Origin of the sequence: Arthrobacter sp. TB 23 (assembly GCF_000294595.1) — a bacterium.
Classification (GTDB): domain Bacteria; phylum Actinomycetota; class Actinomycetes; order Actinomycetales; family Micrococcaceae; genus Arthrobacter_D.
On the sequence record NZ_ALPM01000092.1, the window covers coordinates 1 to 13,071 of the forward strand.

At 66.0% G+C, this 13,071-nt stretch carries 9 protein-coding genes; 4 read left to right on the forward strand and 5 right to left on the reverse strand.

The window, feature by feature from the left end; genetic code table 11:
- The first annotated feature begins 70 nt into the window (after window positions 1–70).
- Window positions 71–2,161 (forward strand): acyltransferase family protein, encoded by a 2,091-nt coding sequence (locus B384_RS0113280; protein ID WP_019483589.1) that lies wholly within the window; start codon window positions 71–73, stop codon window positions 2,159–2,161.
- A 16-nt stretch (window positions 2,162–2,177) separates the two neighbouring features.
- Here the strand turns inward: B384_RS0113280 and B384_RS0113285 are convergent, their stop codons facing one another.
- On the reverse strand, window positions 2,178–3,437 hold the full coding sequence (locus B384_RS0113285) for a serpin family protein (protein WP_019483590.1): 1,260 nt from the start codon (window positions 3,435–3,437) through the stop codon (window positions 2,178–2,180).
- Between the two features lie 154 nt (window positions 3,438–3,591).
- Between B384_RS0113285 and B384_RS0113290 the strand changes: the two genes are divergently transcribed.
- The 3 genes from B384_RS0113290 to B384_RS0113300 all read left to right on the forward strand — a co-directional run bounded on the left by B384_RS0113290 (window position 3,592) and on the right by B384_RS0113300 (window position 7,943).
- Window positions 3,592–5,310 carry a DUF885 domain-containing protein gene (locus tag B384_RS0113290; RefSeq protein WP_443110862.1) on the forward strand — a complete coding sequence of 573 codons (1,719 nt, stop codon included), beginning with the start codon at window positions 3,592–3,594 and terminating at the stop codon, window positions 5,308–5,310.
- Window positions 5,311–5,384: 74 nt separating this feature from the next.
- Entirely contained in the window at window positions 5,385–6,011 is a 627-nt protein-coding gene (locus B384_RS0113295) for a Maf family protein (protein WP_019483592.1), read from the forward strand.
- A gap of 135 nt (window positions 6,012–6,146) precedes the next feature.
- Entirely contained in the window at window positions 6,147–7,943 is a 1,797-nt protein-coding gene (locus B384_RS0113300) for an acetyl/propionyl/methylcrotonyl-CoA carboxylase subunit alpha (protein WP_019483593.1), read from the forward strand.
- 21 nt (window positions 7,944–7,964) lie between these two features.
- On the opposite strand, the gene B384_RS0113305 is transcribed toward B384_RS0113300, so the two are convergent.
- From B384_RS0113305 to B384_RS0113320, 4 genes are all read right to left on the reverse strand, one after another.
- Window positions 7,965–8,573, reverse strand: coding sequence for a hypothetical protein (locus B384_RS0113305; protein WP_019483594.1), 609 nt, complete (start codon window positions 8,571–8,573; stop codon window positions 7,965–7,967).
- The gene (locus tag B384_RS0113310; protein WP_019483595.1) at window positions 8,570–9,874 is read right to left on the reverse strand and encodes a serine/threonine-protein kinase; all 1,305 of its coding nucleotides are present in this window, start codon (window positions 9,872–9,874) and stop codon (window positions 8,570–8,572) included. Before B384_RS0113310 ends, B384_RS0113305 begins: the two co-directional genes overlap by 4 nt.
- Before the next feature lie 126 nt (window positions 9,875–10,000).
- Window positions 10,001–11,413, reverse strand: a complete 1,413-nt coding sequence (locus tag B384_RS0113315) for an MFS transporter (protein ID WP_019483596.1) — start codon at window positions 11,411–11,413, stop codon at window positions 10,001–10,003.
- Window positions 11,414–11,597: 184 nt separating this feature from the next.
- Window positions 11,598–12,998 (reverse strand): NAD(P)H-quinone dehydrogenase, encoded by a 1,401-nt coding sequence (locus B384_RS0113320; protein WP_019483597.1) that lies wholly within the window; start codon window positions 12,996–12,998, stop codon window positions 11,598–11,600.
- Window positions 12,999–13,071 lie beyond the last annotated feature (73 nt).

Sequence of the window (13,071 nt, forward strand, 5' to 3'; positions counted from 1 at the left end):
CCCTGGCCGCTCCGCCTGCCGACAGAGATTAGACTGGATTGGTAAGTCTGTCGGCTGAGAGGAAACGACCATGACCGGCAGGCATCATTCCACGGTGCCGGTGCGGCGCATCGAAGCGCGCTCCGGCACGCCAGCCTCACTTCCGCGACCCGGCTACCGGCCCGAGGTGCAGGGACTGCGGGCACTCGCTGTGCTCATGGTGGTGGTCTATCACGTCTGGCTGGGGCGAGTCTCCGGCGGTGTCGACGTCTTCCTGCTCATCTCCGCATTCCTCCTCACTCTCTCGTTCACCCGCAAGCTTGAGACTGGCACCCCGCTCGATCTGCTGCGTTACTGGGTGAACCTTTTCCGCCGACTCGTGCCAATGGCCGCACTGACCATCGTTGTCACGCTCGGAGCCGTGATGGCCTTCGTGCCGCGGGGCCGGTGGACGGACCTCCTCGACCAGGCCTGGGCGTCGCTGCTCTACTTCCAAAACTGGCTGCTCGCCGTAAACTCCGTCGACTACTACGCAACAGATCACAGCACCGCGAGCCCCTTCCAGCACTTCTGGTCGCTGTCCATCCAGGGCCAGGTCTTCATCCTGTGGCCTCTCCTCTTCGCCGTTGCAGCGATTATCTCCACCCGGTTCCGGGTCAGCCCGCGGCGCATCCTGGTGGGGCTCTTTGGACTGGTGTTCGCCGGGTCCCTCGCTTTTTCCGTGTGGCAGACCGCAACGAACCAGGCGTTTGCCTACTTCGACACCCGCACCCGGTTGTGGGAATTCGCTCTTGGGTCCCTGATAGCTCTAGCCCTGCCCTACGTCCGGCTACCGATGCTGAGCCGGGTGGTCCTCGGCTGGGCTGGTATCGCGGCGATGCTCGCCGTCGGATTCGTCCTCCAGGTGGAGCAACAGTTCCCCGGTTATATCGCTCTCTGGCCCACGCTCGCGGCAGCTGCGGTGATCGTGGCCGGCGCAACGGATCACCGGTTCGGGGTGGACCGGTTCCTCGGATGGAAACCCCTGGTGAAGCTGGGCGACGCGTCCTACGCTCTTTACCTGATCCACTGGCCGCTGCTGGTGATCTTCCTGATTCATCAGGACCTCGAGTCAGCGGGGCTGTTCTCCGGTCTGGTGATCATCGCCGTGTCGGTGTTGTGGGCCGTGGTCACCACCCGATTCATCGACAAGCCGATCCGGCAGCTGAAGTGGGCCGCACGCAAGCGCCGGCGGTCCGCCGTCGTCATCGCCGCCTGCGCCCTCTTCGTCGGGCTGCCGCTCGGAGTCTGGCAGTTGCAGATCCACACTGCGGCGACTGCCGCCGCCGACAACGCCAACAATCCCGGCGCCGCATCGCTGCGCGAAGGGTTCGTTCCCTTCGGTGACGCCGACGCCCCTCTGATGCCGATGATGACCGCACTCAACAGCGAGTGGGTCACCCTGGACGAGGCCTGCGCCGGCGAGTTCGATGCCTCGTCCTTCGGTTCGCTGCAGAGTGGATGCAATCAGACGACGGTGGAGAACCCGGCGAAGTTGGCCGTGGTGGTGGGCGCCTCCCATCCGCAACAGTGGGTAGCGGCGATCGAACCGGTGGCGAAACGCAACAACTGGGACCTCGTTGTGCTCCGCAAGGGGCAGTGTCCGTTCGGCGCGCCGGTCGGGCAGGAGCCGGTCGAGAACTGCGACCAGTGGAACGCCGACGTCCTGGCCTACCTGGCTGCGCAGGATCCGGATCTGGTGTTCACCGTCTCCTCCTCGTCCCACCACATCCGCGAGGATGACCGCCTGGTGCCCGGCTACGAAGAGGCGGCACAGCAGATCATGGCCAGCGGCGCCCAACTGATCGCGATCCGCGACAATCCGCGGTTCCCGGTCAACATGCCGGAATGTGTCGAAAGTTCTGGCCAGGATGACCCCTCCTGCACGTTCCAGGTGGACACCAAGTTGGCGCCGGTGGACCCCGTGGCCGAGCTGGCGGCACGGTACCCGTCGCTGCATTCGATGGATCTGACGGACCTGATCTGCCCTGACGGAACCTGTCCGCCGGTGATCGGCAACGTCCTCGTATACATGGACGACAATCATCTCAGCGAAACGTATATCAAGACGATGCTGCCCGAGTTCGAGCGGAGGCTATTCCTTTCATTCGGCGCCTCCGGTTCGTCGGGCTTCGCCCCGTAACGCGGGCGCGGGCAGGTTAGCGCGGATCCATCACCGTTCCCAGGAACAGCGGCATGCCCGTCTCCCCGTGGATGATCTGGTACTGGAACGGCCGGTCCAGGACGAGTTCGACGTCGGGCATCGACAGCCCCGATTCGGCCATGTCAATCTGGGTGACCGCCGCAGCGATGGTGCCTTTCTCAGCGACGGTGATGTTGGCTTCCTGCGCCGCGCCCGAGACGAAGAGTCCAGGGCTGATCGGCCCGAAGTCGGGGGCGGTGCCCAGGGTTTCGGTGAGCCCCATCCCACGGAGCAGTGCCAGCAGATCCTGGTGGTAGGTGTGATCCCATTTCGGGAGGACCAGCGCAACCTCGGCCTGTGCGCCGCTCTCCATCCCCACCCGGACTTCAGCCAGCTGTTTCGCGGCCAGCACTGGAGACTCCCCCTCGTCGGGCAGGACCAGCCGCAGGTATAACCCGTCGTTGTACGGCAGGTCCAATGCAGTCCACCCGTCGCCGGAGGCGTAGTTGGCGAGGGCCACCTGACGCATCATGTCGGTCTCGACAACCCCGCCGTCGGTGAGAGTGAAGGGCCCCGGCGTCGTCTCCGCCGGGTCGAAGGGCGTCTGCCACGCCGCCGCCAGATATACGGTGTTGAGCAGGCTGAGCCTGGTGTCGGGATCATAGTCGACCGGCGCCTCCTCGATCCGGCCCCCGGTGTTCTCGTTGATCCAGGAATTAATGGCCTCGGCCGTGGACCTGTCCGAATAATTCACCTGATAGACACCCGATCCGTACTGCACCGCCAGCGTCTCCAGGAACTCCGCACCAACCGGCTGGCCCCGATCGATGAACATCCCGTTAGCAAGATGCAGGAGCGGCGCTGCGGGCGGGTCCTCCTCGTCGACCGACCCTGGATCGCCGTCGTACTGCTCCCATAACCCGAGCAGCGCATTCATTGCCTCGTCCCGGTGTGCGGCCGGGAGGCCGAGCACCTCGTCCATCTCGGCGGCCGTCGTCGTCGCCGCGCCCGTACGCAGCATTGACAGCGCGTAGAGGGCGCTGACGGGGCTGGTGACACTGTTGTCGTTGGGGTTCGCGGCGAGCATGGCCGCTCCGAGCCGGAATGACGAATCGCGCAGGCTGGCGACCGCCTCCGGATGCGCATCCACCTGCACGACGGCGCGCATGACGTTGTCGGCAACGATCAATTCGGGGCTGGACGAACCGCAGGCGCTCAGGGTCAGCGCGGCGGTCGCTATGCACGCGGTAGCAACGATCCTGCGGGGTCCGGCCATGGTGTCCGCCTTCTCGGGTCACGTACGGGTGGCTCTCTCCACGGTAGTTCCCCAACCGAATCCCGACCCCGCGGCCCAGAACACAATCCGGTTACAGTCCTTTAATATTGCTCAAAGCAACCACCTGCGCCGGCAAACCGGTTAGGCTCGTGCTGTGAATAATGAGACTCCCGCCACAGCCAGTCACCCGTCCGTGCAGCTTCCCACCCGGACAAAGACAGCCATCGACGCCGTCGCTGACGCCTACACCGAGACCCTGCTGCAGCTTGATCCGGGCTTCGCCACCGAGCTTGGCTTCCCCGGCCACGAAACCGAGTACCGCGATTACTCCCCTGCCGGCCTGGAGGCCTGGGCCGAGGCCACCACGGAGACGCTCGGCCGGCTGACCGATCTGGAACCGGCCGACGACGTCGACCGGGTCACCCTGGACGCCATGCGGGAGCGCCTCGGGCTGGAACTGGAAATCCACGGCACCGGAATGAACCTTGCCGACCTGAACAACCTCGCCTCGCCGGCCCAGGAAATCAGGATGATCTTCGACCTGATGCCCACCGACACCGCCGACCAGTGGGCCCACATCGCCGGCCGTCTGCACAACATCCCCGATGCCCTCGCCGGGTACATCGTCTCCCTGCGGGCCGGCAAGGATCGCGGCCTCGTCGCAGCCGAGCGCCAGATCAGGATTGTGATCGACCAGACCACCAAGTACGCCCAGGATGGCGGCTTCTTTGACGACTTCGTCTCGAACGCGTCCATTGACGACGGCGAGCTGCCGGCGCAGCTACGTCAGGACCTGGTGGCGGGGTCGGCTGCGGCTCGAGCCGCGTACCAGCGGCTGGGCGCTTTCCTGCAGGAGGAACTCCTGCCGGTCGCCCCAGCCAAGGACGCGGTTGGGCGGGAGCACTATGCCCTGATGTCGCGCCGGTTCCTGGGCGCCGTCGTCGACCTCGAGGAGACGTACCAGTGGGGAGTCGAAGAGCTGGACCGGGTGATCGCCGAGCAGGAAGCGGTCGCCCACGAGATCAAGCCGGGTGCGTCCATCGAAGAGGCGATGAAGCTCCTCGACGAGTCCCCCGAGCTGCAGTTGCAGGGTGCCGATGCCCTGCAGTCATGGATGCAGCAGCTCTCGGATAAGGCGGTCGCCGAGCTGGCGGGGGTCCACTTCGACATTCCCGCCATCATGCGCACCATTGAATGCCGGATCGCGCCCACCCATGAGGGAGTCATCTACTACACGGGACCCAGCGACGACTTCTCCCGACCGGGCCGCATGTGGTGGTCAGTCCCCGAGGGTGAGGACTCCTTCACCACCTGGAAGGAAACCACCACCGTTTACCACGAGGGCGTTCCGGGCCACCACCTGCAGATTGCCACGGCGACCATGCAGCGCGGGCTCCTCAACAACTGGCGACGCAATGCCGTGTGGGTCTCCGGGCACGGTGAGGGCTGGGCACTGTACGCCGAGCGGCTGATGCAGGAGCTGGGATACCTCAACCATCCCGGCGAACGGCTGGGCATGCTCGACGCGCAGCGGATGCGGGCGGCGCGCGTGGTGTTCGACATCGGGGTCCATTTGGAACTGGAGGTTCCCGAGCGCTGGGGCACCGGCACCTGGACCCCCGACAAGGGGTACGAATTCCTCAAACGAAACATCGCCATCAGCGAGGGCTCCCTGGACTTCGAGTTCAACCGGTACCTGGGCTGGCCCGGGCAGGCTCCGTCCTACAAGATCGGGCAGCGGCTGTGGGAGCAGATCCGCGACGAGGTCAAGGAACGCGAAGGCTCAGCGTTTGACCTGCGCAGCTTCCACACCCGTTCCCTGAACCTGGGGTCGGTCGGGCTGGACACGCTCCGCCGGGCTTTGGTCGGCTAGGCGACCCCGGGTCGATCCGGGTTGCCCACCGGAGCGCGGTTGGGGGCGCCGCGCGGAAGTGTCTAGGCTGAACTATGACCTCCCACCTGATTCTCGCTTCAGCGTCCCCCGCCCGCACCAAAGTCCTGACCGACGCCGGGATCAGCCACTCGGTGCTGGTCTCCTCGGTGGACGAGGACGCCGTCGCCGCGCAGTACGGTCCGCTCGATGCGTTCGACACCTCCCTCCTCCTGGCGCGGGCCAAGGCCGAGGCGGTCGCGTCAGCCGACGGTTCCGAGGGTGCGCTGGTGATTGGTTGCGACTCGATCTTCGAGTTCGACGGCGAAGCACACGGCAAACCGTGGGAACCAGAGATTGCCCGCGCCCGGATCCGGCGCATGAGCGGATCCTTTGGTGTCCTGCACACCGGGCACTGGCTCGTTGACACGCGTGACGCGTCCGACGGCGGATCGGGTGCCACCGTGGGCGCCGTCGCCTCTGCGTCGGTGCATTTCGCGCAGCTGACCGACGACGAGATCGACGCCTACGTGGCTACTGGCGAGCCCCTGCAGGTGGCCGGGTCCTTCACCATCGACGGACTGGGTGGAGCGTTCATCACCCGGGTCGACGGCGATCCGCACGCGGTCATCGGGCTCAGCGTCTCAACCCTGCGGGGGCTGCTGGCGTCGGCAAACCTGACGGTGATGGACTTCTGGGTTTAACCGGGTAACCCCGGGGCCCTTTGTAGCATCCCTACAAAGAAACCACCCGCCACACGCGCTATCCGCATGGATTATGGGCAAAGACAACAATATGGCGCTAGGCTCCGAACAGATACGAAGGAGCCAGACCACACCATGAGCGAGTCCTTTTCCGCTGCAGTAAACCCCGTTTCCAAGGTCCTGATCGCCAACCGCGGCGAGATTGCCGTGCGCATCATCCGCGCGGCCCGCGATGAGGGCCTGATTTCGGTTGCCGTTTACGCTGACCCTGACCGGGATGCACTGCACGTCCGCCTTGCCGATGAAGCGTATGGCCTGGGTGGCAGCACCGCGGCCGAGTCCTACCTGGTGATGGACCGGATCCTCGAAGCAGCCCAACGCAGCGGCGCCGACGCCATCCACCCCGGCTACGGCTTCCTGTCCGAGAACGCCGACTTCGCCCAGAAGGTGATCGACGCTGGCATCACCTGGATTGGTCCCTCCCCCGACGCCATCTCCCAGCTCGGCGATAAGGTCAAAGCCCGCCACATCGCCGAGAAAGTCGGCGCACCCCTGGTGCCGGGCACCAAGGACCCGGTTGAATCCGTTCGTGAAGTCCAGGATTTCGCCAGCGAGTTTGGGCTCCCCCTGGCGATCAAGGCGGCATTCGGCGGCGGTGGCCGCGGCATCAAGGTGGTCCGCGACGCTGCTGACATTCCCGAAGCCTACGATTCAGCAGTCCGCGAAGCCACCGCAGCCTTCGGCCGCGGCGAGTGCTTCGTCGAACGGTTCCTCGATGCACCCCGCCATGTCGAAACCCAGTGCCTCGCCGACGCCCACGGGAACGTCGTCGTCGTCTCCACCCGCGACTGCTCGCTGCAGCGCCGCAACCAGAAGCTGGTCGAAGAAGCGCCCGCACCGTTCCTGAGCGCCGACCAGAACAACCGGCTCTACGAGGCGTCCAAGGCCATCCTTCGGGAAGCCGGCTACCAGGGCGCCGGGACGTGCGAGTTCCTGGTGGGCGAGGACGGCACCATCTCGTTCCTTGAGGTCAATACCCGGCTCCAGGTGGAGCACCCCGTCTCCGAGGAAGTCACCGGCATCGACCTGGTCCGTGAGCAGTTCCGGCTCGCCCGCGGCGAAGCCCTCGGCTACGGCGACCCCGAGGTCCGCGGCCACTCCTTCGAGTTCCGTATCAACGGCGAGGACGCGGGCCGGAACTTCATGCCCGCACCCGGCACGGTCCAGACCCTTACACTCCCCACCGGGCCCGGCATCCGGGTGGATTCAGGCATCGAGGCCGGTGAGGTGATCGGCGGCAACTTCGACTCCATGCTGGCGAAGCTCATTGTCACCGGGGCCACCCGCCCCCAGGCCCTGCAGCGTGCACGGCGCGCCCTCTCGGAGATGCAGGTCACCGGCATGCCGACGGTGCTCCCGTTCCACGCCGCCGTCGTCGCCGACCCAGCCTTCGCGCCCACCGAGGGGCCGTTCACGGTTCACACCCGCTGGATCGAAACCGAATTCGACAACACCATTGCTCCGTGGTCCGCCGGGGAATCAGCCGATCCAGCGTCCGACGACGACGCCCCCCGCCAGCGGATCACCGTCGAGGTGGCTGGCAAACGCCTCGAGGTCATCCTGCCCGCAGGGCTGGGCGGTACCGGCCGGCAGTCCCCTGCCGGGAAGCCCAAGAAGGCGCTGCGTGCCCGCGGTGGTTCGGCGTCGGCGGCCGACGGCGATGACCTCACCTCCCCCATGCAGGGCACCATCGTGAAGGTGGCTGTGTCCGACGGCGACCTCGTCGCGGAGGGTGACCTGATCGTGGTGCTTGAGGCCATGAAGATGGAGCAACCCTTGACCGCCCACAGGTCCGGCACCCTCTCCGGATTGAGTGCTTCGCCAGGCGACACGGTGGCCGCCGGAGCGGTCATCGCCGCGATCTCCGACTAGCCGCCGCACGCTCGTGCTGGGCTACCCGTCGTCTTCGGGCTGTCCCTGTTCTCGTTCAGCCTCTTTCTCCAGCTTCTCCTGCTCACGCTGCTGTTTTTCAAGCTCCCGCTGCTGTTTTTCAAGCTCCCGCTCAGCCTCCCGCTGCGCCTTGTCATCCTCACTACCGGCGTCGTCCCCGTTCTCCTCCTCATCGTCGCCACCCGATGGAGGACTCACCGGCGGGACGGGCGTTTCAGCCGGGGTTTCAGGTAAAGGCGACGGCGTGTTTGTGGTGGGCTCCGGAACGGGCGCTGCAGGCGCTGTGGGTGCTGCGGGCGCTGCGGGATCCGCTGGGCCAACCTCGGCCGTGATCGCAAGGAGCAACTCATCGATAGTTGACGTGATCTGCGCCGCGCGGTCGGAGCTGACGGTGCCCTGCCCCTGCGCCACGGTGACCGCCTGACTGAGATCGAGGGCCAACTGGGTGGCACCGGCCTGGTCGCCGGCGGCAGCGGCCGTCGCAATGTCACGCACTGAGGCCTGGAAGGCGGCGGCCGTCTCCGACTCCAGTTCGGGAGCGCCGCACCCCGCCAGGAGCAGGGCGACGCCGAGGGACGCGCCTGCTGCCCACTGATATCCTCGCCGGCTCATGGTTGCACCCTTTCGTAGAGTTCCTGGAGCAATTCACCAGTGGTGCCCGGCACCGCCGGTAGCTCTTCGACGGTCTCCTGCCCAGCCAGATTCAGACCCACCACCGCTGCCACGCCGAGGGCAAGCACAGCGATAGCAGCAAACACGCCGATCAGCCATGGGCGCCGTCGGCCCGGTCGACGGGTCGCACCAGCGGGTCGCGCCGCCGTCGGGGCAGCATTCGGGGTCGCCGGCCGGGGCCGGGTCTCAGGCGGGTTCGCAGGCCGGGTCGCGGGCCGGGACGCTGCCTGGTCGGCCCCCGGGGACGCACTAGCCTGCTGCTGCACCTCAGTCGCGGCCGGAGCGGCCGCCATGATCGTGGTCCGCTCGGGCTGGTGTCCTGGCTCGTCGGGCACGGTGAGCTGGAACCGGGTCGCGGCGGGCCCCTCAGTGGTGAGCACCTCGGTGTGGGGCCCCCCAGTGGTAAACACCTCGGTGTGCGGCTCGGGGGTCTGCCACTGGGCGAATTCGGCGGCGACGGCGCCAGCGGTGGGCCGGTCGTCGGGGTGATCGGCGGTCATCCGGGACAGCAGCGACTGCCAGTTCGATCCGAGGGCGGCGGGGATCTCCGGCGGTCGGTGCAGCCGAGCCACCGCCGTTTCGAGACTGGTCCCCGGAAAGGCGCGCGCACCGGTCAGTGATTCCAACAGGACCAGCCCGAGGGAGTAGATGTCGGTGGGAGTGCCGATGGCTCCGCCGCGGGCCTGCTCGGGGCTAAGGTAGGCGGCCGTGCCGATGGTCAGCCCGGTTGCCGTCTGCCGCGCGGCATCGTAGAAGCGCGCGATGCCAAAGTCGGTGAGCAGGAAGCCGAAGACCCCGCTATCGGGATCCGTTGAGCGCGTCAGGATGTTGGAAGGCTTGATATCGCGATGCAGGATGCCCTGCTGGTGGATGTATGCCAAGGTCCTCGCCACGTCCCACCCTGCCAGCCGCACCGCATCGGAGGGTAGCGGACCGTCCGCGAGCAACGCGCCCAGATCGGGGCCCTCGATCAGTTCCATCACCAGGTAGGTGGGCCCCGACGAGGTACTGGAAGAATCCATATCGAGCACCCGGACCAGTCCCGGGTGGTGGAGCCCCGCCAGGAGCCGGGCCTCGTCCGATCCGCGGGACACGCCGTCGGCTGCAGCGGACCGGAACAGCTTCACCGCCACGTCCCTGTCGAGCCGCGTGTCACGGGCCCGGTACACCTCGGCCATCCCGCCGGTGCCGACCACACTACCGAGGAGGTAGCGTCCGTCAGCCAGTGATTGGGTACTCATACTTCCTCCGCTGGATTGATTTCCCGTCCGATTCTACGTGGAGCCTCCACCCACCCGTCAGGAGCCGCCGACGACGACGGCGCGGCACCCGTGGGTACCGCGCCGTCGTGAGGGGTTGGGAAAGGGTCAGGCGACGTTGTTGTCGTAATCGTGGTCGCGGGTTTCCCGGCTGAGCCACAACGCAATGAACGTCGCTACTGCTGCCGCGCTCAGATACAGACCGACCAGCAGTGTGCTGCCGTCGGCAAGCTGCCAGAGGGCGATAGCAACGAACGACGCCGGCGCAGCACCGATGACACTCGACATGTTGTACGCAACGGCGGAACCGGTGTACCTGACGTTCGCCGGGAACAGCTCCGGCAGGATGGCCGCCATGGGTCCGAAGGTGAGGCCCATCAGGATGAAACCGATGATGAGCAGCGCCATCGCACCGGTCGTACCCGCACCGAACAGGGGAACCCAGGTGAAACCAAACAACGCGATCCCGATGGTGGTGGCCATCAGCATCTTCCGGCGGCCGAACTTCTCGGCAAGCGGGCCGGACACCAGGGTGAAGATGCCGAAGAACACCACACCGATTATGAGCATCATCAGGAAGTCTCCCCGCGCAATGCCCAGTCCCGGCACGAAGGCCTCGGCGGCGGCGTCGTCGAACCCGCGACCCGCAGCTTCGGCGGCCGCCCGTGCGTCCTCGACCGAGGCCGGGGTGGTGCCGAAGGTCAGCGTGAAGGCGGTCATCAGGTAGAACAGCACGTAGGTGGCGAACATGATGAACGTGCCGAGCAGCAGAGCCCGCCACTGGTGCTTGAAGACGCTGGCGAGAGGCAGTTTCACGACCTTGCCCTTGTCCTTGACCTGCTGGAAGGAGTGGCTCTCGATGAGCTTGAGGCGGACATACAGTCCAACGATGACCAGGACCGCGCTGAGCAGGAACGGTACCCGCCAGCCCCAGTCCAGGAACTCCTCGTTGGTGAGGGTGGCGTTGAGGTAGACGAACAGGAGGTTCGCGAGGATGAAGCCGATCGGAGCACCGAGTTGCGGGAATGTGCCGTAGACGGCGCGCTTGTTCTTCGGCGCGTTTTCGGTGGCGAGCAGCGCAGCGCCGCTCCATTCACCACCCAGGGCGAGGCCCTGGAAGAAGCGCAACAGTACCAGCAGCGCCGGCGCGAGAATGATCCAGCCGTCCACCTGGGCGGTCGGCAGGACACCGATGAGGAACGTGGCAATACCCATGGTGAGTAGGGAAGCGACCAGCGTCCCCTTCCGCCCGATCCGGTCGCCGTAGTGGCCGAAGATGATCGACCCGAGTGGCCGGGCCACGAAGGCGACGCCGAAGACGGCGAAGGAGCTCAAAATCGCGTTCGCCGGGGTGGCGTCCGGGAAGAAAAGCGCAGGGAAGACCAGCACTGATGCCGTGGCGTAAATGTAGAAGTCATAGAACTCGATGGTGGTGCCGATCAGGCTGGCGAAGATGACGCGGCCCTTGGGATTTTTCGGCTTTGCTACACCGGCGTCCACGGCGGACGGGGTTGTTGACATGTCTGCGGCTTTCTCTCACTAGGGCGCGCGTGGGCGCCTCGAACAGGGTGGGTGAATGCATCTATCAGACCAGCAAGGTCCAGCAGGTAAATAAAATTGTCCAGCATGTGGACGGCGTGACCCAAGGTTGGGTCACCGAGCCCCACCCAGGCGGGGCGGATCCGGCGCGTACTTCCGAAAAGTCCTAGAGTCGGACGTGCAGCCGCCGGGCAGCCTCAGAGATGGAGCCGGTCAGCGACGGGTAGACGGTGAATGTGTTGGCCACATCGTCAACATGGAGCTTCTTGGTCACCGCGAGCGCCAGCGGGAAAATCAGCTCGGAGGCGCGGGGGCCGACGACGACGCCGCCAATCACCGTTCCGGACCCCTTGCGGGAGATGATTTTCACAAACCCGTCAGTGACGTTCATCATCTTCGCGCGGGCATTGGTGTGCAGCGAAAGCTTGACGACGTCACCCTGGTAACGGCCGGACTCGACGTCCGCCTCGGAGACGCCAACCGTCGCGATCTCTGGGGCCGTGAAAATGTTGGAAGCAACCTGCTTCAGTTTCAGCGGGGTCACACTGTCCCCCATCAGGTGGGCCATGGCGATCCGGCCCTGCATCGCCGCCACCGAGGCGAGCGCCAGCACGCCCGTGCAGTCCCCCGCCGCGTACACGTTCGGGGCTGAGGTGCGGGAGACTCCGTCGACCTTGATGTGGCCCGACTCGGTGACCTGGACCCCTGCGTCCTCAAGCCCAATGCCCGCGGTGTTGGGGATTGACCCGACGGCGATCAGACAGTGGCTACCCTCAACGGTCCGGCCGTCGGAGAGCGTAACGACGACGCCGTCGCCCACCCGCTGCACGCCCTGCGCCCGGCATTCCGACAGCACCGTCATTCCGCGGTTGGTGAATACGTTCTCAAGCACCTCGGCGGCGTCGGCGTCCTCTCCGGGGAGTACCCGGTCCCGGCTGGAGATCAGGGTGACCTTCGATCCGAGGCCGTCGTAGGCTGATGCGAACTCGGCGCCCGTGACCCCCGAGCCAACCACAATGAGATGCTCAGGTACCTCGGTGAGGGTGTAGACCTGGGTCCAGTTGAAGATTCGCTCGCCGTCGGGCTGGGCAGTGGGCAGTTCACGGGGATGCGCACCGACGGAAAGGAGGATGGCGTCGGCTTCGACCACTGTGGCCTCGCCGTCGGAGGTGACCTCAAGCCGGTGGTTGTCCAGCAGCTTTCCTTCGCCGATGAGGATCTTCACACCCACCCGCTCCAGTGCGCGGGCGATATCGGCTGACTGCTCGGCAGCAAGTTTCAGGAGCCGCGCGTTGACCTGGCCAAGATCCGCGTAGGCCGCCTCGGTGTTTTCGAAGCGCACCCCCAGTTCATGCGCCGAGGCCACTCGTGCCATGATGTCGGCTGTCGCGATGAGTGTCTTGGAGGGCACGACGTCGGTCAGCACTGCCGCTCCACCGAGCCCGTGTCGTTCGACGATAGTGACGCTGGCGCCGAGGGACGCGGCGACCATTGCCGCCTCATACCCGCCGGGACCGCCGCCCAGGATAGCTATTCGAAGGGCACTGAAATCAAGTTGGCTGGTCACAACTGTCCATTCTGTCCTATCCCCGCCGCTCGCTCAAACGATTCCCGTCCCGGCCACCCGCTCTCGGCGGTGG

What these genes read in the sequence shown, in the direction of transcription:
- B384_RS0113310 (WP_019483595.1), bottom strand. Translation starts at nt 9,874, where the DNA reads ATGAGTACCCAATCACTGGCTGACGGACGCTACCTCCTCGGTAGTGTG.
- B384_RS0113315 (WP_019483596.1), bottom strand. Translation starts at nt 11,413, where the DNA reads ATGTCAACAACCCCGTCCGCCGTGGACGCCGGTGTAGCAAAGCCGAAA.
- B384_RS0113300 (WP_019483593.1), top strand. Translation starts at nt 6,147, where the DNA reads ATGAGCGAGTCCTTTTCCGCTGCAGTAAACCCCGTTTCCAAGGTCCTG.
- B384_RS0113280 (WP_019483589.1), top strand. Translation starts at nt 71, where the DNA reads ATGACCGGCAGGCATCATTCCACGGTGCCGGTGCGGCGCATCGAAGCG.
- B384_RS0113285 (WP_019483590.1), bottom strand. Translation starts at nt 3,437, where the DNA reads ATGGCCGGACCCCGCAGGATCGTTGCTACCGCGTGCATAGCGACCGCC.
- B384_RS0113305 (WP_019483594.1), bottom strand. Translation starts at nt 8,573, where the DNA reads ATGAGCCGGCGAGGATATCAGTGGGCAGCAGGCGCGTCCCTCGGCGTC.
- B384_RS0113295 (WP_019483592.1), top strand. Translation starts at nt 5,385, where the DNA reads ATGACCTCCCACCTGATTCTCGCTTCAGCGTCCCCCGCCCGCACCAAA.